The organism is Salinadaptatus halalkaliphilus, from assembly GCF_006543045.1.
In the GTDB taxonomy this organism is placed as follows: domain Archaea; phylum Halobacteriota; class Halobacteria; order Halobacteriales; family Natrialbaceae; genus Salinadaptatus; species Salinadaptatus halalkaliphilus.
In genome coordinates, this window is the sequence record NZ_RBZW01000019.1 from 51,554 (window position 1) to 70,810 (window position 19,257).

The 19,257-nt window shown below is 62.8% G+C and carries 20 protein-coding genes; 9 read left to right on the forward strand and 11 right to left on the reverse strand.

Features of this window, described 5'->3' with window-relative positions; all coding sequences use genetic code 11:
• The first annotated feature begins 138 nt into the window (after positions 1-138).
• From D8Y22_RS07045 to D8Y22_RS07065, 5 genes are all read left to right on the forward strand, one after another.
• Positions 139-1,446, forward strand: a complete 1,308-nt coding sequence (locus D8Y22_RS07045; protein WP_141464002.1) for a S8 family serine peptidase — start codon at positions 139-141, stop codon at positions 1,444-1,446.
• 158 nt (positions 1,447-1,604) lie between these two features.
• Positions 1,605-2,219, forward strand: coding sequence for an ArsR/SmtB family transcription factor (locus D8Y22_RS07050; protein ID WP_141464003.1), 615 nt, complete (start codon positions 1,605-1,607; stop codon positions 2,217-2,219).
• A 179-nt stretch (positions 2,220-2,398) separates the two neighbouring features.
• Positions 2,399-3,172 (forward strand): NAD(P)H-hydrate dehydratase, encoded by a 774-nt coding sequence (locus D8Y22_RS07055; protein ID WP_141464004.1) that lies wholly within the window; start codon positions 2,399-2,401, stop codon positions 3,170-3,172.
• Between the two features lie 101 nt (positions 3,173-3,273).
• The gene (locus D8Y22_RS07060; RefSeq protein WP_141464005.1) at positions 3,274-3,957 is read left to right on the forward strand and encodes a class I SAM-dependent methyltransferase; all 684 of its coding nucleotides are present in this window, start codon (positions 3,274-3,276) and stop codon (positions 3,955-3,957) included.
• A 180-nt stretch (positions 3,958-4,137) separates the two neighbouring features.
• Complete coding sequence (locus D8Y22_RS07065) at positions 4,138-4,416, forward strand: hypothetical protein (protein WP_141464006.1); 279 nt, start codon at positions 4,138-4,140, stop codon at positions 4,414-4,416.
• A 32-nt stretch (positions 4,417-4,448) separates the two neighbouring features.
• On the opposite strand, the gene D8Y22_RS07070 is transcribed toward D8Y22_RS07065, so the two are convergent.
• Entirely contained in the window at positions 4,449-4,739 is a 291-nt protein-coding gene (locus D8Y22_RS07070) for a DUF7576 family protein (RefSeq protein WP_141464007.1), read from the reverse strand.
• Positions 4,740-4,899: 160 nt separating this feature from the next.
• On the opposite strand from D8Y22_RS07070, the gene D8Y22_RS07075 reads away from it, so the two are divergent.
• Entirely contained in the window at positions 4,900-5,868 is a 969-nt protein-coding gene (locus D8Y22_RS07075; protein WP_174811796.1) for a winged helix-turn-helix domain-containing protein, read from the forward strand.
• Positions 5,869-5,994: 126 nt separating this feature from the next.
• Here D8Y22_RS07075 and D8Y22_RS07080 read toward each other — a convergent pair whose 3' ends face one another.
• The 7 genes from D8Y22_RS07080 to D8Y22_RS07110 form a co-directional block, all read right to left on the reverse strand.
• Positions 5,995-7,044, reverse strand: a complete 1,050-nt coding sequence (locus D8Y22_RS07080) for a GNAT family N-acetyltransferase (RefSeq protein ID WP_141464009.1) — start codon at positions 7,042-7,044, stop codon at positions 5,995-5,997.
• A gap of 120 nt (positions 7,045-7,164) precedes the next feature.
• Positions 7,165-8,049 (reverse strand): SipW-dependent-type signal peptide-containing protein, encoded by an 885-nt coding sequence (locus D8Y22_RS07085; protein ID WP_141464010.1) that lies wholly within the window; start codon positions 8,047-8,049, stop codon positions 7,165-7,167.
• Positions 8,046-9,134 carry a signal peptidase I gene (locus D8Y22_RS07090; protein WP_141464011.1) on the reverse strand — a complete coding sequence of 363 codons (1,089 nt, stop codon included), beginning with the start codon at positions 9,132-9,134 and terminating at the stop codon, positions 8,046-8,048. The genes D8Y22_RS07085 and D8Y22_RS07090 overlap by 4 nt, the downstream gene beginning before the upstream one ends.
• Entirely contained in the window at positions 9,131-10,234 is a 1,104-nt protein-coding gene (locus tag D8Y22_RS07095) for a hypothetical protein (RefSeq protein WP_141464012.1), read from the reverse strand. Before D8Y22_RS07095 ends, D8Y22_RS07090 begins: the two co-directional genes overlap by 4 nt.
• 457 nt (positions 10,235-10,691) lie before the next feature.
• Entirely contained in the window at positions 10,692-11,378 is a 687-nt protein-coding gene (locus D8Y22_RS07100; RefSeq protein ID WP_141464013.1) for a hypothetical protein, read from the reverse strand.
• A gap of 130 nt (positions 11,379-11,508) precedes the next feature.
• Positions 11,509-12,924, reverse strand: a complete 1,416-nt coding sequence (locus D8Y22_RS22660; protein ID WP_141464024.1) for a SipW-dependent-type signal peptide-containing protein — start codon at positions 12,922-12,924, stop codon at positions 11,509-11,511.
• Between the two features lie 31 nt (positions 12,925-12,955).
• On the reverse strand, positions 12,956-13,735 hold the full coding sequence (locus D8Y22_RS07110; RefSeq protein ID WP_141464014.1) for a SipW-dependent-type signal peptide-containing protein: 780 nt from the start codon (positions 13,733-13,735) through the stop codon (positions 12,956-12,958).
• 377 nt (positions 13,736-14,112) lie between these two features.
• On the opposite strand from D8Y22_RS07110, the gene D8Y22_RS07115 reads away from it, so the two are divergent.
• A complete protein-coding gene (locus D8Y22_RS07115; RefSeq protein ID WP_141464015.1) occupies positions 14,113-14,649 on the forward strand; it encodes a DUF7344 domain-containing protein in 537 nt (178 codons plus the stop codon).
• 25 nt (positions 14,650-14,674) lie between these two features.
• On the opposite strand, the gene D8Y22_RS07120 is transcribed toward D8Y22_RS07115, so the two are convergent.
• A complete protein-coding gene (locus tag D8Y22_RS07120; RefSeq protein WP_141464016.1) occupies positions 14,675-15,538 on the reverse strand; it encodes a hypothetical protein in 864 nt (287 codons plus the stop codon).
• Positions 15,539-15,793: 255 nt separating this feature from the next.
• Here D8Y22_RS07120 and D8Y22_RS07125 point away from each other — a divergent pair, with 255 nt between their 5' ends.
• Positions 15,794-16,372, forward strand: coding sequence for a DUF7344 domain-containing protein (locus tag D8Y22_RS07125; protein WP_141464017.1), 579 nt, complete (start codon positions 15,794-15,796; stop codon positions 16,370-16,372).
• A 49-nt stretch (positions 16,373-16,421) separates the two neighbouring features.
• Here the strand turns inward: D8Y22_RS07125 and D8Y22_RS07130 are convergent, their stop codons facing one another.
• Positions 16,422-17,027 (reverse strand): DUF7344 domain-containing protein, encoded by a 606-nt coding sequence (locus D8Y22_RS07130; RefSeq protein WP_141464018.1) that lies wholly within the window; start codon positions 17,025-17,027, stop codon positions 16,422-16,424.
• A gap of 591 nt (positions 17,028-17,618) precedes the next feature.
• Here D8Y22_RS07130 and D8Y22_RS07135 point away from each other — a divergent pair.
• Positions 17,619-18,818, forward strand: coding sequence for a redox-regulated ATPase YchF (locus tag D8Y22_RS07135; protein WP_141464019.1), 1,200 nt, complete (start codon positions 17,619-17,621; stop codon positions 18,816-18,818).
• 168 nt (positions 18,819-18,986) lie between these two features.
• Here D8Y22_RS07135 and D8Y22_RS07140 read toward each other — a convergent pair whose 3' ends face one another.
• Entirely contained in the window at positions 18,987-19,154 is a 168-nt protein-coding gene (locus D8Y22_RS07140; RefSeq protein WP_246084375.1) for a hypothetical protein, read from the reverse strand.
• Positions 19,155-19,257 lie beyond the last annotated feature (103 nt).

Genomic DNA, 19,257 nt, shown 5'->3' on the forward strand with positions numbered 1-19,257 from the left:
CCGTCAACGCTGCTCCCGATCGATCCAGAACGGCCCAACACTCATGTGGGCCGAATCGCCATGGTAGTAACCAGCGGCGAATCGATCGGTAAACCGATACGAGCAGTCCAGCCGAATTCCCAGTGACGGGTAGCATCGATGGGACGAACGAAACAGGTCGCCGTGCTGGTCGCTATCGTGCTCGTCGTTAGCTCGCTTGCCGGCGGCCTCGCTGGGCTCGCGATCTCGCTCGAGTCGACAGCCGCCGACGCCGAACTCGGCGAACCGACCGTCCAGACCGAGGCGGTACACGAAACGGGAATCACCGGCGAAAACGTCTCCGTCGGTATCCTCGACGTGACTGGCTTCGATGCTGAACAGCCGCTGCTCGAGGATCGGGTCGTCACGTCCCGTGGGTTCGGTGACGGCGTTGCCGTCGACGACCCGACCGACAACCACGGTACCGCGGCAGCGATCACAGTCGCCCGGACCGCGCCGGATGCGGAGCTATACCTTGGGACGGTCGAGACGCCCGCGGACTACGCGGCAGGACTCGAGTGGCTGGTCGAGGAGGACGTCGACGTGGTCGTCACACCCGTGGTCGACGCCGGGACGGTCGGTGACGGGACCGCTGATATCGCTCGATCGACGACTGCCGCAATCGATCAGGGCGTCATCGTCGTTGCTCCTGTCGGCAATATCGGTGATGGACACTGGATCGGTACGTACGACCCGGACGAGGACGGAGTTCACTCGTTCGATCACGGACCGCTCAACGGGATCGACGGCCAAACCGGGCACGCGGAGTTTCACCTCGCCTGGAACGATCCGGACGAATCCTATCACCTCGAACTCCACCGGCTCGGCGACGACGGAACGACCGATCTCGTGGCCAGGTCGCTTCCCCGGGAACACCGTCCCGAATCCGCCGAGCGTCTGACTGTCAGACTGGAGGACGATCGATACGCGCTCGTTGTCCGTGGGCCAGGAGCCGGGGATGGCACCAACACCACGGTTCGGATCGCGTCACCGACACATTCACTTGACGAAGCCCGTTCCGAACGAAGCGTTACCGCACCCGCAACAGCCCCCGAGGCAATCGCCGTCGGTGCATACGATCCGTCGTCGGAGTCGGTAGCACCGTTCAGTTCCCGCGGTCCGACGACGGACGGTCGACTCGGGGTCTACGTCGTCGCTCCGAGCGGGAACCACGGTCCCGGAACCGAATCCTTCGAGGGAACGTCGGCCTCGGCAGCGTACGTTGGCGGCGTCGTCGCGCTCGTCTGTGAAACAGCACCCGACCTCGAGCCACGGGACGTCCGTTGGACCATCGCCTCGAGCGCCGAACCGATCGACGGCGTCGATGCCGAGAGCGGACATGGGGTGATCGATCCACTGGCTGCTGTCCAGGCCGCCGATTCCGACCGAGAACCGCCTCCGGAAGCCGAGTCTGCGGACTCGAGGTAATCTTTCAGACCGATGGAGTCATACGGACTCCGAGCTGCCTGGGCCAGTACGAGGGTGTGCCAACTCCGTCCACCCTGTGGAACGCCGTTCGGATACCGCTCAAATCGTCGTTTAACGTATGGAAAACTATGTTTCCCTCTACGACTAATCGCGGCGTAATGTCGACGCTTACGGATATTCTCCCGTCGGAGTCACAGACGCCCGAGGCCAGCCTCCGGGTCGTCGACGTCGATCACGACGAGGCTGACGAACTCTTCGACGTGCTCTCGAGCGAGACGCGTCGTAACGCCTACCGATGTCTGTTCGACGAGCCGGCAACGGCGTCGGAGCTAGCGACGCGACTTGATACCTCGGTCCAGAACGTCTCTCATCACGTCTCGATGCTCGAGGAGGCGACACTCGTCGAACCGGTCGGGAAACGGTATTCCGAGAAAGGCAACGAGATGGTCGTCTACGGACCAGCGAGCGATCCCCTCGTATTCGTCGGCCGGGAAGAGATCCGGCCGCAGGTCGACCGCTCACTCTCGGAGGTCGTCACCGGGCTGGGAATTATCGCCGCAGGGTCGCTGTTCGTCCAATGGGGTATTTACGAGTTGCTCGCCCGCCAGGGAACGAATGCGGCTGGGATCGAGACGGCGAGTCGTGCGACCGAACTCGAGGGAACGCAGGGGCTGCTCGCGTGGCTCGTCTTCGAGGCCGGCGAACCCGGACTGATCTTTTTTGTCGGCTGTCTGCTGATCGCTGGACTCGTCTCGCTGACGCTCTACCGCTGACTCGATTTCTCGACGACCGCCGCGAGCCCGCTAGTGGCTTCCCAAGCCTGCACTGCTGGGTCGAACCAGTTGGCGGGTGTCGGTTCGACCCAGCAGTCGACGGTTGGGAGGGTACTAGTACCGACGACACCGGAACACGCGTGCCAAACGGCTACCCGCACGCATCCGATAGACGCGCTATGACTCGTCTCCAACGGACGCTCTCGAACGTCTCCGAAGGCGGAAACGACAACGGTTGCATCGGGATCGTCGGCGGGGCCGTCGCGTATCCGAATCAACCGGCTCTCGTCGGACAAGCAGCGCTGCGAACCGGCTCAGACCACGTCCGCGCGCTCGTCGCGGAGCCGATCTACGAGATCGTCGCGAGTCACTCGCCGAACCTGCTGGTCGATCGCTACGCAGGTGAGCAGTTCGACGATGACGCCGTCGACCGCACGCGCGAACTGAGCGAGTGGGCCGACGCGGTGATCATCGGTCCCGGCCTCGTCGACGCCGACCCGGGCGCTCTCCGCGATGCCGTCGACGCCATCGACGTGCCGGTCGTCGTCGACGCCCTCGCGATCGAGCCCGCACTCGAGGCCGACCTCTCGAATGCAGTGCTCACCCCGAGTGGCTCCGAGGACGATCCGATTCGCGATGCGTACGGATCGCTCGAGTCCTGTACGGTCGAAACCGACGCCGTCGTCGCGCTCACCGGGGAGGTCGACGAGATCGTCGCCGACGGCGATCGCAACCGGAACGAGACGGGCACGTCGGCACTTACCGTCGCCGGAACCGGCGATACGATCGCCGGCATCGTCGGCTCACTGCTCGGACAGGGGCTCGAGCGCGCGGATGCTGCCGAACTCGGCGCGTGGATCCTCGGCAAGAGCGGCGAACTGGCCACTGCGGAGTACGGCCCCGGGATGGTCGCGACCGACGTGATCGAGCGGATTCCGGATACGATCCGGTAGCGGGAGCCACCGGCCCGCCGTAGCTGCGGCCGTCCAAGCAGTTTCCGGGACAGACCAGTTCCGGGCCCGAAATCTTTAGCAGCCGTCGTCGTAGGCAGGGTATGCCCAACGCCACGACCACGTCCGAGTGCGGCCGCGAACACGACATCGCTCACCCGGTTTTCGCGAGGTTGTACGATCTGTTGCCCCAGTCACCGCTGGTCGACCCCCACCGACGCTACCTCGCTCGCGGGCTCTCCGGTCGCGTCCTCGAGCTCGGCTGTGGCACCGGCGACCAGTTTCGGTTCGTCGTCGCCGAAAGCGGCCAGGAGCTCGAGTACCACGCGATCGAACCGGACCCACACATGCGAAAGCGAGCTGTCCGAACCGCTCGCAAACTCGACTTTCCCGTCGACCTCCGGAGCGGGCGGGCCGAATCGTTACCCTATCCCGACGCGTCGTTCGATACCGTCGTCGCCGGCGTCGTCTTCTGTACGATACAGGATCCCGACGCGGCGCTCGAGGAGGTCGTGCGCGTGTTGAAACCCGGCGGCGAGTTTCGGTTTCTCGAGCACGTCCGTTCGACCGGCTGGCGGGCGACCGTCCAGGAGCTACTGACGCCGCTGTGGGCGCGATCCGCCGGCGGCTGCCAGCTCGACCGCGAGACGATCGATCGGTTCGTCGCCCACGACGCACTGACCGTCGAGGAAGTCGAACGGCTCGATCTCGGCGTCTTTCCGGTCGATCCAATCTTCCGCGGAACGATGCGTCGCTCTCGTGGCGGACGCTTCGAGGCGGTACTCTGATACGGACCGTTGTAGTTCTTTACCGGTGATCACCCGGAACGGGGTCGGTGATCACCGGTAAAACGCTACAACAATCCGTATGACGGGAGCAGGAGTCGGCTCGAGCAACCGACGGTGAGCCGGTTTCGGCCGGAGTCTGCAGGTGGAACCGTTTCCCGTCTCACAGACGGAGGTATCGACATGTCCGAACCCGATCGAGAACCACCGGAGGGACCGACTGAGGACAAGGTCCAAGCCGAACACGATGGAAAGCAGATGGCCCGCAACTGGGTCGGGATCGCCGTCGTCTCGATTCTGGCGTTGCTGTTGCTCGCGGTCGGGTTACTGCAAGCGACCGGCGTCGTCGACGTCTTTGCACCGATCGCGACGACCGAGACTCAGCAGTGGGCCGCCGTCGGCGTCCTCGCACTGATCGTCGTCGCCATCGCCGGCTGGAGCTGGAGTTCGTTCGTCGGGTAGCCTCGTGTGTTCACCGACTGTGGTCGACCGGCCTATCGGCAGTACGACCAGTCGCGAACGCCGTCCGAGGCCCCACTCGAGCGTGCCTGACCGTCGGGGAAGCACATCTCGCTACAGTAGTGGCGCTCGTGGGTCGTGTAACCGTCCTCGAGGAGTCGCGTCAGTCGGAATTCTTGCGGGCCGATCGTCGTCTCACAGGTGTCACAGCGAACGCTCCCGGCGTCGAGATCGGCGTCCGAACCGCCGCTGTCGTCCGCGCCGTCGCGGTCGCCAGGCCGGAGCGGGGCTGCCACCGATCCCGATTCGGTGTTCGGATCTCCCATACGCGATCCACCACGAGGACCGATAAATAAGCCGCCCTGACCGTCAATTTCTGATGACTGTCTGGACCGCGATAAACTCTCGCCAACGGAGGACAGCAAACTACCCCACAAATCTAGCTCAATGACAAAACGTTACCATCCTTCGGCGAGAGGCACGCCTATGACCGGTGATTCCGGCAGCAACTTGCCGGACGATGCCTTTCGTGTCCTCAGTCACGATCTTCGACTCGCCGTTCTCGACGTCCTCGAGAGCGCACAGGACGCAGGTTCGTTCGCCGCCGACCCCCTGGCCTACGCCGAATTGGCGGGCCAAGTCGGTGAACGACTCGACGGCGACTTCACTCGAGACTCGGGAAATTTCAACTACCACCTCCGAACGCTGCGCGATGCGTCGTTTATCGAGCGCGTCGACGGCGGCTATCGAATCAGTCAAGCGGGCGTCCGGATCGTTCGGGCGATCAGAACGGGTAACATCGCCGACGAGACGCAGTTCGAGACGCTGCCGATCGACGAGCCCTGCCCGTACTGTGGCGGGTCGTCCGCGATCTCGTTGCAGGACGACTGGCTGTTTATCCGCTGTCTCGAGTGTCCGGGTGCGTTCGTCCAGGACGATACGCTTCCCAACGGAACGCTGGCCGGGTTCGAGGTCTCGCCGGCCAGCGTTCGAGACCGCGACCCCCTCGAGATATTCGCGGTCGCGTTCCAACTCGGCTTACAGGTTCACCGCTCGTTCGCCGCCGGCATCTGCCCGGAGTGTGGCGCAACGACGACCACGGAAACCCTCGAGACCTGTCTCGAGCACGAACTGAACGCCGAGCAGCTGTGTGAGCACTGCGGCCGGACGACCGACGAATTCCTGGCCGTCTCGTGTGACATCTGCAACCGGTCGCTGATGACGTTTCCGGCGATCGTCGTCGCCACCGATCCCCACGTCGTCGCCGTGATGTACGAACGCGGCCGCGACGTGACCGACCAGACCTGGAGTGCCCTCTCGCGGCCGCCCGACTGGCCCTGTCGATACGCCCAGCGCGACCCGGTCGTCCTCGAGTATACGATCCCCGTTCCGGCGGGCGAGGACATCCGCGTCCGACTCGAGGAATCGCTTTCGGTCACCGTCTGCAATCCGTGATACGGATTGCTGTAACGGTTTACCGGTGCAACCGCAGGAGGGGACGCGGTTGCACCGGAAACGACGTACAGTAAACCGTATGAGTCTGCCGGCGGGCCACGAGTTCCGGACACGACGACCGAGCCGTTAGAACAGCGGCGCGATCGGCTCGTCCCGAATCGATCCGCCGGTAACGCCAACGGAAAGCGTCATCTCGCCGACCCCGTCCTCGAGGTCGAGAACCTCGCCCACTCGCCCTCGCGGATCGTAGTTCAACATGATGCGATTCGCGCCGCCAGGGTTCGCACGAAGGTGGTTCCACAGCGCTCGAGCGGCCGCTTCGTGGCCGGGTGCGTACCAATAATCCGACAGCATCGTCATCCGAAGTTCCTTGCTCTCGGGAATCGCCGGGGGTAACGCGTCCGCGTCCTCGAGTTCGGGCGGGAGCGAGTCGACCACCAGCGACATTACGTTGTGCATTTCGGAGGCGAAGACGCCGGCGACGACCTCGTCGTCGACCGTCGCGACGACGTATCGATGCAGCGGCTCGTCGATCGGCGAATCGGCGAGCCGACTCGTCAGCCCGTCGACCGTGTACGGTCGGTAGACATCGGTCTCCGCGTAGAAGTTGTTCGATCGATCGACCGCGGCGACCCGCTCTTCGGCGCTGGCGTCGTGGACATCGACATCGGTCGAGGGTGCCGCCGGAATCGGTGGTGCAGGGTACATGACGAACTCGGCCGCGAGCGAGTCGGCCCACCACGCCGCGACCGCTTCCGACGGGTCGTTGCCGTGCTGGATGTTGGCGAAGACGACACAGTCCTCGCCGAGTTGCTCTCGTGCATGCGCGATTCGTCGCTCGACGATGCGTTTTGCGAGCCCGCGGTTCCGAAAGTCGGGGTGGACCGCGAGCGCGTTTAGCAACGCGCTCGGCCGAACCTCGCCGTCGAATCGCGCCTTCGTATTCGAGACGAAGCCCACCCCGACGAGCCGACCGTCGTCAGTTTCCGCGACGAACCCTGTCGTTTCCGGACGCAACCCCGCGTAGACCTCGTAGGGATCGTACTCGAATCGCGGTGCGAAACTGACCGCTCCCTCGTCCGGACTGTTGGTAAACAGCGTCCCAATCGCCTCCCCGTCGGCTGGCGTCGCCGTTCGAAGTCGAATCTCGCCCTCAGAATCAGTGTGTGTTTGCATTCTCGAGCCGCCTCGACCGATTCTATCTCTGCAATACTATAAACGCTCTGTACTGTTTATTTTATTAACTAGTAGACGATTTGGGTTCTGGCGGTCACGATAAGGGGTGACACCGGTCGATCAGTCGGCTGCGGACTCGTCGTCACTCTGTCCGCTGGTGGCCTCGTCCGTGTCGCTGTCGGCCTCGCCACTCGAGTCGTCAGTTTCGTCGGCGGAATCGTCACCGGACGACGCTTCGCCGTCCCCACCAGCGGTGCCATCGTCGCTGTCACTCGTCGACGATTGGTCGCTCGAGTCCTCGTCACTGTCGTCATCTGTGCCCGTCTCGTCGCTCTCGGTGCTCGAACCGTCACCCCCGTCGTCCGAAGTGTCGTCACCCCCGTCGTCCGAAGTGTCGTCGCTCGAGTCCTCGTCACTGTCGTCATCCGTGGCCGTCTCGTCGCGTTCGTCGTCGCTCTCCCCACTGTCGTCGCCACCAGCCGTGTCGCCATCGTCTGGTTCATCGGCAGGTGTCTCGTCGTCTGATTCTCCATCTTCGCTCTCGTCGTCCGACTGGTCGTCATCACCGTCGGTCCCGTCGTCCGACTGGTCGTCCTCCGAGTCTGGGTCGTCGCCGGTGCCGTCGTCACGCTCATCATCTTCCTCGTCGGTCGGTTCCTCGTCTGCAGCGCCATCGCCTGCTTTGCCGTCGTCGACACGCTGGTCTGACTCGTTGTCGTCGACGCTCTCGTCCGGACCGGACCCGGACGACGATCCGTTGGAGACATCCTGTGTTCCGTCGGCAGTATTGCCGTCCTCGTCGGTTCCGTTCTCGGTTTCCTCGCGGACCGGCTGGTCGTCTGCCGAGGTGGACTCGACCGTCGTGACCGCATCATCGTACGTTTCGGCCGTCGAAAACTCACCCGCCGTCCACTCGGAGTCGGTAAACACCGCGAGCGTCCCGCCACCCCCAACGACGGCACCCACGACGACGAGCAGCGAGAGGACGACAAGCACTCGCGTCATTCGCTCACCCCACTCGAGTCGGGGCTGTCTGCCCCATCGACATCAGCCTCGTCCGGAGCGCCGGCGGCCGTCGGAACCGGCTTTTCACGGTCGAGATCATCATCGGTCTCGGACGCAGTCGATGCAGGCCAGTCTACCGGATCGGCTTCGGGAAGAGCGTCGGGGTCCAGGCGTTGCTCGTCGCCAGTCGAACGCTCCCACACGAACGGTCCGTCGGTTCCATTGGCGTCCGCTTCGCTACCCGATCCGTCTGCCGGTTCACTCGAGCCAGCGGACGTGTCTCTGGACCTGTCGTTGAATTTCGCCAGCAGCCAGACGCTCCCGAGCGCGAGCGTCGAGAACGTCGTCGCAAACGCAGCGGTAATCGTCATTACCGTCGAGAGCTGTACCGCCACGTAGATCGTGTACGGTGTGACAAGTGCTAATACGCCGAGTGTAATTGTCAGATCCGTTACGTGCACGCCGACGGGATCGGTCGCCTGTGTCGAGGCTGTCGAACCGGGTGTCGCCATCGATCCACCGTCGGAGGCCGGCAACTCGCGGTCGGCACTCGCGTCAGTTTCGGTCTCCTCGAGGGGTTCCGGGTCGTCGTCGACCGCCCGGAGCATCGTCCAGACCTCCGAGAGGACCAAGAGCCCGACCGGAACGCCGACCAGCAACAGGAGGCCGGGCGTGGTCCCCCCGAACTGGATGACGTAGCCGATCAGCGGGAGCGTCACCGCGACCGATCCGAGGACGTTCTCCCCGGGCACGAGTTGCGTATCCGGTTCGGGGTTCGCGTCGCCTTGCGTTTGAAACGCCACCTCACCGCCTTGCTCCCGAACGTCGATCACGCGATGCGTAACCGGAATTTCGGCGTCGGATCGGGCGTACGTGATGACATCGCCCTCCTCGATCAACGCCGGATCCGCCTCTTCGACGATGACGACATCTCCTGGGGAGATATCCGGTTCCATGCTTCCCGAGAGGACGACGAAACTGTGATCGGCGCCGATCGCGCCCGGCACGGCGTAGACGAAAAACGGTGCGACCAGCGCGATCAACACCACGAGGCCGACGATGTGTGTGATTCTGCGGAGATTCACGACGAGTCACCCCCCTCCTCGTCGGCACAGACGTATACGGTAATGTTGCTGATCCCCGGCCGTTCGCCGTCCTCGACCGAGTCCGGATCAGTTTTCGCTTCGCCGTGGGCCGCACAGACCTCTCGCCGCGTCCGGGTCAGCGGCGGATCGACATCGTATGCGGCGACACGGGAGTCGGGATCATTCGGCGGCCGCATTGGTCGTCCACCACCGACGGTAACCCGACAGATCGGTGGCGCGTCTCGCTCCGCGCCGTTTTCCAGTATTCGAACACTTGCACACACGGTTTCCGTCTCGCTGTCGTCGCGTTTATTCGTCACTCTCAGCACCTCGAGTCGGTACTCATCGCTGGTATTCTCGAACGCCCCGTACAGTTCGTCGAACGCGTACGACCGTGGCTCAAGTCGATCGCCGACGACATCGACTTTCCCCAGTTTCGTACAATCGGGACACTCGAGGTCCGGACAGTCAGTTGCCGTCGCAGGCGGACTCGAGCGGTCGGCGTCGGAAACGCCTCTGCACTGCTCGGCGAATAGCTGCAGCGAAAGCGCCGTCGTCAGGTTCGCGGTCCAGTCGGCCGTCGACGGCAGCTCGTACTCGAGTTGCAAGGAGAGGTCGTCCCCCGGGGACAGACAGGGTTCTCCGAGTCGATCGTCCAGACGGATGCCGTCGCTGAACGCGGCGCCGAGTTCGTCGAGCGAACCGGTATCACCACTGTCGGGGAACAGCTGTTCGTCCGCCCCGTCGCGAACGAACGAGAGTCGAACCTGCATCGCCTCGCCGAGCGGATCGACGGCGGGCGGACACGCGGTCGTGAGCCAGAGCCGGGACGGATTATCCTCGATCGTGATATCGAACGTCTCCTCTCCCCCAACGCCCGGCTCGAGTGTCTCGAACGTGGCCGTGATCGATCCGTTCTCCGCCCGGCAGTCCGAACACTCCACGTGGGTCGATACGGTCCCCGCCTGGATGCGTACCGATCCACGCTCGGTAGTACCAAAACGGGCGGCGGTCACCCCAGCACTTGCCCCGATCGCTCCCGCACCAGCGACTGCCCCCAGCAGCTGGCGTCGGGTCGGTTCGAACGATCTATCTGTCATGAATCTTCTCTGGATTGGGTTTCGCAGCGTCGGCAGCCGTCCGCACTCGAGTCACTGCCGTGTGGTCTCACCGTCACTGCTGTCGGTGCGGGTCCTGCCATCGATTGGGTCTGGTCGGCGACGCGACGACCGGTCGGGTGCCACCCCCTGACGGATACCGACGGGTCGCCCGCGTTCGCCGCTCTATCGAACACGGCGGTCGCCAGTGCAGGTTCCGGCGGATAGCCGACGGTCGTCCACCCCCGGCCGTTTCGCGCCCGAACCTGGTTGCGGATCAGCGAGTGACACATCATAAGAATAACTTGTATACTGGAGTGTCACCAGTGTGTAAGCATTGCTTACTGGCGTTCAAGCCCGCCCTGCCGGCCTCGATCTGCGGACGGAATGGTCCTCGCCCCTGGCAGGGTTGGTCGGACACGTCGATCGGTGATCCGTGGTCGGTCATTGGTCGTGGAAATTAACACTGCGTGGCATCGAACGTCAGATCGAACTCGAGTGAGTCGCCCTGGACCGCGTTGATGTTTGGCTGGTTCGGCGGGAACGACCAGCCGAAGGTGATCGTGACATCATCATCGTCGTCCACTTCGAGGCAGTTCGAGCCCAGCGGATTCGGGGACGAGTGGAGTGAGACACCGTCGTCGAGGGCCGCTGCGACATCAGCGACGGTGCCTTCGGCGGCGGGATCGACGAGTGCCTCGCCGAAATCGCGCACGCCGTTGTTCGCGCCCAGGGGATCGACCCCCAGAAGCCCAACGTCGTACCAGACGGCAGCCTCGATGAACTCCTGCAGACCGGGCGAGTTCAGTTCCCCTCGCAGATCGACGGTGACCGACGGTTCGACCGCGAGGTCATCCTCGCCCTCGAGGCGGAGCCGAACGCTCAGCGTGCCCGAATCGCCCGGGAGGACGTTCCCCAACGAAATCGCTGGACCGGTCGGGGAACGACTGGCGGCGCCGTCAGACGCGTCGACCAGCGTGGCGCCGTTGTACGTTTCCCGCCAATCGACGACGAGTCCGTCGACGCTCTCGGTCTGAATCGGTGCCGTGTCGGTAAACGCACGGCTCCGGTCGGTCGTCAGCACCAGTCCGGCCGTCGCGACCGACGTGGCACCGACCAGTCCAGCAAGCAGTTGTCTTCGCGGCATTCGATCGATCATGGCTATTCGTGTGCGTACCCGTGATACGGGACGGATGCCCGCCGACGGAATCGAACCGTCGAACTGCCAGCGCGGGTCGAAACGGGGGAGTAGTGGGATGATGGTGGTGGTGCGTGTGCTAGAATCCCGATGGCCCCGATGGGATGTCGTTGTGGCGACACTGCTCGGTGTAGAACCCGAGGTCGAAACGCAGCGAGCGTCCCTGCAGCTCGTTGATGTCTTCGAGGTGGGACGGCGTCGTCGTCGGGAGACACCACTCGAACGCGACGCAGAACGTCTCGTTCGGCGGGAAACACGGCGGGACGAAGTCGCCATCGGGACAGTACCGGAACTCGATGACGTTGATTTCGTCTTCGTCTTCGCCTTCGCCTTCGCTCTCCGGGATTCGGACGTTGGTCTGGCCGGTCGTACAGCCGTCAAACGTCACGAGGGTGTCGCCATCCTCGTTGATCAGGATCTCGCCGAATCCGAAGTCGTCGCTCGCATCGACGATGTCCCAGTCGAACTGCCTGATGTTCGACAGATCGTCTGCGTCTGCATCGACCGCGGTCCGTTCCTGCCCGTCCGGCGTTGGAATCTGAAGATCGGACAGCACCACGTCGAACCAGACCGATTCGTCCTCCGGGACGAGACGGAGTTCGATCTCCACCTCGTCGACGCCGTCGTCGTTTTCGTCCCGAATCTCGAGGACCTCGCCGTATTCGACGGCTGCACCGTTTTCCTCGAGCGTGATCGGATCGAGGTCCTGCGGGTCACCAGGATCGCCACCCGATTCGACGCCTTCCCCGTACACGTCCGGGTTCAGCAGCCGGCCGTCCGGAGAGAGACGATCGTCGAGGAAGGTCTTCAGATCGGTCGTCTCGATGAGGACGGTGTCGCCGTCGTCCTCGAGCAGCGTGTTGGTACAGCCGAGATCGTACCACGCCTGGACCTGGATCGCTTCCGCCAGATCCGCGTCGTACTCGCCGGTCTCGGCCAGCATCCAGATGTATCCCGGGTTATCACAGAGGTGAAGGCTAAACGTGACTTCACCGCAGTCGCCGGGCTTGACGTCGTCGAGTTCGATGAGGTGCTCCTGTTCTGGCTCGATGCCGTTTGCGAAGTCGGCCGGCTCCTCGAAATTCGCGAGCGTCTCACAGGTCAGGTACTCCTGGATGTTGGCGCCGCTTTCGGGGTTCTCGACCTCGTCCATGTAGGAAACGGTTCCACGCTCGGTGGCGAATTCACCCTCGTCGATGGCACCGAGATCGAGCGACTGCATGCCGTTCGTGTTGTGATCCGGGTGAGCGTTGACGAACGGTGGACCCGCCTCGCCGTAGGGCGTATAGTGGTCCTGGTTTTCCTCCGGACCGAAGTACAGCTGCTGCCAGTCGATTCGCAGGTCCAGTTCGCCCGCGGCCAATTCGTTCCCCTCGAACGCCGTCTGATCGCTGAAGAACGCGCTCGTCCCCAGCCCGGCCCCCGCCGACGCAGCCCCGATGGCACCGATTCCGGCGAGGGCCTTCCGTCGCGTTAATTCTATTTTCTTGCTCATATGGAATCAGGATGTGTATATCGGCGACGGGTTAGTCTCCGCCCAGGGAGGCAGCCGCGCGGTCGACGAACTCGTCTAAGTCGTCGTTGTGACGCTGCTGCTCGGCGTAGAACGCCAGATCCCACTCGAGGACGGCACCCTGGAGCTCGTTGCCGACATCCGTCGGGATGCTCAGTTCGATGCAGAGCTCCTGTGGGATTTCGATCTCGAATTCAGCCGCGTTGCCATCCCCGTCGACGAGTAACTCGCCGTCTTCGAGGTCCTCGAGCAGGTCCGCCAGCGACTCGTAGGACGCGATCGTCTCGCCCTCGAGCGTGACGTCGTCGACCTCCGTCGCGTCGGCGATGGTCGTCAGCTCCTCCGCGTTGTCGACATCCCAGAGGTCCTCGACATCGATGTTACCTTCCTCATAGCCGTCTTTATCCTCGCTGTCTGCAGCGAGTGCGACGTAGCCGGGGTTCTCGTCGACGGTGATCTCCCAGCAGAATTCGTAGGAGTCGCCGGGTTTTGCGTCGGTGATCTCGATCGGGTTGATCGCGACGATTGCCTCGTGATCGCCTTCGCCTTCGCCTTCTGTCTGTGTGAGTTCCAGGTCTTCGTCCGGACCGATCCCGTCCTGGTCGATGTCCTCGACCTTCGGAACGACGGTCAGACCGAACTCGCCCGCCGTAATCGAGTTGTTCTCGAACGATTCCTGATCACTGAAGTACGCGCTCGTTCCGATGCCTGCGCCTGCGGATGCGATACCGATACCGGCGAGGCCGCCGAGGGCGCGTCGCCGCGTCAGTCGAAGTTTGCTTTCGTCGGACATGGTTTATCTCCCCCAACGGCGCCGTGTCGTCGGCGGTTGGGTTACTTTCTCCCAGTCTCGCTCCCCGTGTAGTTATGGCCAGCCACGTCACGATCGAACGATCGAATAGCTGCGTGCTCGAGTCGCCGAACTGGACATTTGGCGCTCTCGAATGCGGTGTTCGAGCGGCGCAAGCTCACCCAACCGGTCGTTCAAGCGGCGCCATCCACCGGCCAACCCGTCATTTCCAACCATCGTCTTCAGTTGGAATAGCGACCGACACCAGGAAACAAACCCTACTGTGACGGTAGGTCGTGTGTACATATGATAACGGGTACCCATGTCACCGCTGGGGGATGAGCGTGGGCCAGAACGCCCACGCCGTTCAGTAGGCGACAATGTTCAGTACGAACACCATTCCGGAAGCAGAGATTTACGAAGTACTCGCTAACCGCCGGCGTCGCGAAACGATCCGAGAGCTCATGCACTCGAGCGACGCCGATCCGATCTCGTTGCACCAACTCTCCACGGAGGTTGCAACGCGAGAAACCGGACAGGCACCGCCGCCGTCGGGGATCCGAGAGAGCGTGTACAACTCGTTACACCAGACACACCTACCGAAACTGCACGAACTCGGTATCGTCCACTACGACCGCGACGACCGAACCGTCCAGTTACACACACGAGCACGCGATGTCGACCGCTACATGGCGGTCGAAGCCGGCTACGGCGTCACCTGGAGCGAACTGTATCGGACGCTCGGGGTCCTCTCGCTGACCGTCCTGCTTGCCGCACTGCTCGAGACGCCCGTGATCGGGCACGTCGACCCGCTGTTGTGGTCGGCGTTCTTCCTGGCGACGTTTACCGTCGCGATCGCCGCCCACCTGTGGTCGAACCGCTGGCAGATCGCTCGAGCGCTACAGATCGCGCGCTGATTTCGTCGTCGCACAGCCACCCGCACTACTCGTTTCGCGCCATCGAAGCGTCGACCGATGTCGCGGCGTCGACATCGAACGGCACCTCGGCAATTTCTGCGCCACAGTCGGTACAAACGACCACGGCTACGTCTCGTGTCCGACAGCACGACTCGATGGTCTCGTGTGCGAGCCCGACCGTCCCGGCACAGGTCGGACACCGCTCGAGAAAGAATCGCAACGCTGCGAGCAGATCCAACCGCTGGGCGACGGGGCGGCGATACCAGTCGGGGTCGACTCGAGAGAGGACCACGGCAGCGCCGACATCCGCTCGACAGGCGGCGCTGGATTCCCACCTGGCGATCACCGCGTCGTCACACGCGGCGACGACCGCCGTCTGGCGGTCGATGACCTCGAGGCGGCCCGGACCGAGGTCGAGCACGTCCGCAAGCCCCATCCGAAGTCCGGTCTCGGTTCCCGTATGCTCGGCGATTGCCTCGAGCCACGCCCGATCGAACGAGGGTGTAAGCACGACGTCGCCTGCCGCTGGATCGGCTTCGATGACGCCGATACGCCGCAGTTCCGCTTCGGGGTCGACGGTCCCTGACATCGCGTCGTCCTTGTCGAAAATCGCAAGCACTCGATCGGGAAGATATCGTTTCGTCAGCTGTGGCGTGCCGGGGACGAGATAGCCACGAACGTAGATCACCGCGAGTTCGCCACCGAAGACGGTAGTCGCGACGAGACCGCCGGGTGCGGGACTGCTAGTAGCGACGATTCCAGCAACCGCCGCCAGCACACCCGCAAGGAGTACGTTGACGACTGTACAGGGAGGACATCGGTTTTCGCCGGTGTAGGCCGGGTTTTTCACCTGTTCGATACCCCTTATCGCTCGAGAGAGACTGTCCATAGGGTGTCGTCGGCACACTGGTCGGTAGTTACACTGTGTATACGCCGTTCTAACGGCGTATTCGATCGAGCTGACGGCGTAATCGCTGCGGTAGGCCCACCGAACCGGCCGAATTTCGAACACCATCGTCTAGACGCCCAATCGGCTGCCGACAGCAGGTGAGTACGCCCGCACCGTCACGGCCGTACTATTCCCCTATTAGCGGATCGAAGTGAGTTTATTCTTATCCCGATATGGTCGGGAAGATTGGGACAGATGGGGCGTTTACAACCGACAGCGAGCGACCAATCAGTATCGGATTCACACTCGAATGCGCACGCAGAGAACCGTCTCGCGGATCCCTCGAGCGACGGACCGTTCGAGATCCTCTCGAGTCCCCGTCGTCGCCACGTAATCGAGTTCTTGGCGAGCTCGAGCGAGGATGCGGTTCGACTCCGGGATCTGGCAGAGCAGATCGCAGCGTGGGAAAACGACATCTCGCGCCAGGAGATAACCTACAAGCAGCGAAAACGAGTCTACACGTCCTTGTATCAGACGCACCTACCGAAGATGGACCGAGCGGGCGTTATCGACTACGATCGCCACGCTGGGATCGTCAGATCGACCGCCGAGGTCTCGACGCTCCGGGCGTACCTCGAGCTGACACCGGCCACACCGTCGCGAAACTGGGGGACGGTCGGGCTGGTTGGATCGGTGCTGAGCATCGTGTTCGTGTCGGCTGCCAGTTTCGGAGTCGGTTCCGCTGATGGGGCCACCGGATACGTAATCGCGTTTATCGTGTCGACGCTCTTTCTGCTCGTTTCGATCGGTCAGTACTGCGCGACCGACTCGTAATGTACGTCTCCGTGAGTTACTCCGCCTCGAGTGTAACGGACTACCAACGCTATTCCATGTACGAGACTTCCGGTGGCGGTCCGTCTACGCCGAGTCGGTTTTGCTGATCGCAATAGATGTTGATCACGCCGACGACAGCGATTGTCATTACAGTCAGCAGTCCCCACACTGTTCCCGAAAGGGCGTCAAACGGCGTCACGCTGGCCCAGCCGAGAACGGCACCGGTCCCGAACAGCAACGCGATGCCCGTATAGAAGACGCTCCAGGGAATTTCGTTTTCGGGGACCACCTCCATATAGACCCGAAGCGTCGTGAGATTCTCGGTCGGATAGATTGCTGTGTCGTGCGTGTCGTACTCGACGATATCCATCTTGTCGAGTTTCGGCAGGTGTGCCTGGTGGAGCGCCGTATAGACTCGTTTTCGTTGTTTCGAGGTGATCTGCGAGCGCGAAACACCGTTTTCCCAGGCGGCCACCTGTTCGGAAAGCCGGCGCAACGTCACTGGCTCTCCAACCTGCATCAAGTAATGGATCGTAAACCGCCGCCGTCGATTACTCAACGCCTGATACGCCACTTCTCGGTCGATCTCCGTACTGTTCGATTCGCCATCGGTACCCCCGATCAACTGTTGTGGACGCTGTTTTGTGAGACTCATACTACCACCCCCTCCGAAACTTACGCCGCTGTCGACGACCGTCCACCCGTCGTCGGTACGCTTTCACAGGTCTCGATCGAGTGTGTTAGTTGGGCTTGCTCGGTCATCAGTCTTCGATCCATACCCGACCAACGACGATCACACCGATAACTGTTATCTGAGTTGCATGTAGGTGCGGCAGTTGCAGTGGAGTAACTGCTCGCATAGCCACCAGTCTCCCCTCGCCCTCGACCAAAGACAGGGTCAGCGATTTCGTGTCGCCACCGCTCGCACAGCCGCTCGCCGCTCGAGTTCGTTGCCACCATCATTTCAACCCGTCCAATGCAGGGTAGTTAGTTAGTCATTCTGAGTATGCTATTATGGTAGTAGACTTGGCAGTTATGTAATCAAGGCAGTGCGGCAGTTTTCCAGACTTCCCCATATATTCTGATATAATGGCCATTATCGCGAGCACTAACATACCAGTAATAATTTGAATCACGAATAACCACCAGCGTTTCCACCCTGACTGCACCAGGTCTGTCGCGACTCCCCATACCACACCACCGGCGGAACAAAACCCGTTTAGTCTGGCTACTCGAGGGTCAGATAATGAGTACGAGCTACCGAATTGGACTCGTCGGCAAACCCTCCGTCGGCAAGTCCTCCTTCTTCAACGCCGCGACGATGAACGACGTGCCCGAGGGAGCTTACCCGTTCACGACGATCGACCCGAGCGTGGGCGAGGCCTACGTCCGCGTCGACTGTGCAGCGCCGGAGTTCAACGAAACGTGTACGCCCAACGTGGGCTACTGCGACGACGGCACTCGGTTCGTCCCCACGAAACTCGTCGACGTCGCCGGACTGATCCCGGGCGCTCACGAAGGGGCCGGCCTCGGCAACCAGTTTCTCTCCGACCTGAACGAGACCGACGTGCTCGTCCACGTCGTCGACTTCTCCGGCCAGACCGACGCCGAGGGCGAGGCGACCGAGGGCCACGACCCTCGTGAGGACATCGACTTCTTGGAGACGGAACTCGACCAGTGGTATCTCGACATCTTAGAGAAGGGGATCGAACGCTACGAGACGGGGTATACCACCGAAGACGACGCTATCGAAGAGGAACTCGCCGAGCAGATGAGCGCCTTCAAGACGAGCGAAGACGAGATCAAACGGCTCATTCGCCGCGTCGACGTCGGCTTCGACCCCGAGGCGTGGGACGACGAAGAGAGACTCGAGTTGGCCCGGGAAATCCGCCAGGAGACCAAGCCGATGGTCATCGCAGCGAACAAGATGGACACGCCCGAGGCACAGACGAACTACGACGAGATCACGAGCGATCCCGACTACGAGCACCTGACGATCGTCCCCTGCAGCGCCCACGCCGAGAAAGCCCTGAAATCGGCCGATCAGGCCGACGTCGTCGACTACCGGCCAGGTGACGACGACTTCGAAATCACGGGCGACGCCTCGGGCGAACAGAAACAGGGCCTCGAGCAGATCCGGAACTTTCTCTCGGCCTACGGTGCGACGGGCGTCCAGGCCGCCCTCGAAACGGCGCTGTTCGATGTCCTCGGAGTCACGCCCGTCTTCCCCGGCGGCGCGAACGGACTCGGCAACGAACGCGGCGAGGTGCTCCCCGACTGCTATCTCATCCCGCCGAACTCGACCGCCGAGGACTTCGCCTACAGCCTCCACTCCGACATCGGCGACGGCTTCCTCCACGCCATCGACTGCCGGACCAACCGACAGCTCGGGGCCGATTACGTCGTCGAGTCCCGGGACGTCCTCGAGATCATCACGACGAACTGATACGGTTTCCTGTCCGTCAGTTCCGGCCCAGCCGCGACCCGGGCGGCGGCTGGGCCGGTCGACTCGCGTCGCTCCTCGACCGAGGCTCGTCGCACACCGTTCGACTCACCGCCGGGACATCGGGACAGGAATCCGTATGACCGGCCGACGATCGTGGCTGGTTCGGTCCTATCGATTCCAGACGAGCCGATCGATGCTCGAGCCGAGCCGGTCGCTGACTCGCGAGAGCCAGGCCCCCGGCGAGACGGTCCGGAGCTGGCCCTCGTCGACCTCGATCCGCTCCTCGCCGTAGGGATCGCGGGCAGCCCGCTCGCGGTCGTCCTGGTCCGCGTTCACCACGTCGACCTAATGAGTGACGGAAGTTATGGGCATGGGCTGAGATGGGCGAGTAATGGGAGGAGACCGGCGAGGCGATCTCGTTCGTCATCTGAGTGAGGAG

Bases quoted from the DNA above. Each gene is read 5' to 3' on its own strand.
- D8Y22_RS07095 (WP_141464012.1), bottom strand. From the start codon at position 10,234: ATGACAGATAGATCGTTCGAACCGACCCGACGCCAGCTGCTGGGGGCA.
- D8Y22_RS07070 (WP_141464007.1), bottom strand. From the start codon at position 4,739: ATGGGAGATCCGAACACCGAATCGGGATCGGTGGCAGCCCCGCTCCGG.
- D8Y22_RS07080 (WP_141464009.1), bottom strand. From the start codon at position 7,044: ATGCAAACACACACTGATTCTGAGGGCGAGATTCGACTTCGAACGGCG.
- D8Y22_RS22660 (WP_141464024.1), bottom strand. From the start codon at position 12,924: ATGAGCAAGAAAATAGAATTAACGCGACGGAAGGCCCTCGCCGGAATC.
- D8Y22_RS07135 (WP_141464019.1), top strand. From the start codon at position 17,619: ATGAGTACGAGCTACCGAATTGGACTCGTCGGCAAACCCTCCGTCGGC.
- D8Y22_RS07050 (WP_141464003.1), top strand. From the start codon at position 1,605: ATGTCGACGCTTACGGATATTCTCCCGTCGGAGTCACAGACGCCCGAG.
- D8Y22_RS07125 (WP_141464017.1), top strand. From the start codon at position 15,794: ATGGGGCGTTTACAACCGACAGCGAGCGACCAATCAGTATCGGATTCA.
- D8Y22_RS07075 (WP_174811796.1), top strand. From the start codon at position 4,900: ATGACCGGTGATTCCGGCAGCAACTTGCCGGACGATGCCTTTCGTGTC.
- D8Y22_RS07085 (WP_141464010.1), bottom strand. From the start codon at position 8,049: ATGACGCGAGTGCTTGTCGTCCTCTCGCTGCTCGTCGTCGTGGGTGCC.
- D8Y22_RS07045 (WP_141464002.1), top strand. From the start codon at position 139: ATGGGACGAACGAAACAGGTCGCCGTGCTGGTCGCTATCGTGCTCGTC.
- D8Y22_RS07100 (WP_141464013.1), bottom strand. From the start codon at position 11,378: ATGCCGCGAAGACAACTGCTTGCTGGACTGGTCGGTGCCACGTCGGTC.
- D8Y22_RS07110 (WP_141464014.1), bottom strand. From the start codon at position 13,735: ATGTCCGACGAAAGCAAACTTCGACTGACGCGGCGACGCGCCCTCGGC.
- D8Y22_RS07120 (WP_141464016.1), bottom strand. From the start codon at position 15,538: ATGGACAGTCTCTCTCGAGCGATAAGGGGTATCGAACAGGTGAAAAAC.
- D8Y22_RS07055 (WP_141464004.1), top strand. From the start codon at position 2,399: ATGACTCGTCTCCAACGGACGCTCTCGAACGTCTCCGAAGGCGGAAAC.
- D8Y22_RS07115 (WP_141464015.1), top strand. From the start codon at position 14,113: ATGTTCAGTACGAACACCATTCCGGAAGCAGAGATTTACGAAGTACTC.
- D8Y22_RS07060 (WP_141464005.1), top strand. From the start codon at position 3,274: ATGCCCAACGCCACGACCACGTCCGAGTGCGGCCGCGAACACGACATC.
- D8Y22_RS07130 (WP_141464018.1), bottom strand. From the start codon at position 17,027: ATGAGTCTCACAAAACAGCGTCCACAACAGTTGATCGGGGGTACCGAT.
- D8Y22_RS07065 (WP_141464006.1), top strand. From the start codon at position 4,138: ATGTCCGAACCCGATCGAGAACCACCGGAGGGACCGACTGAGGACAAG.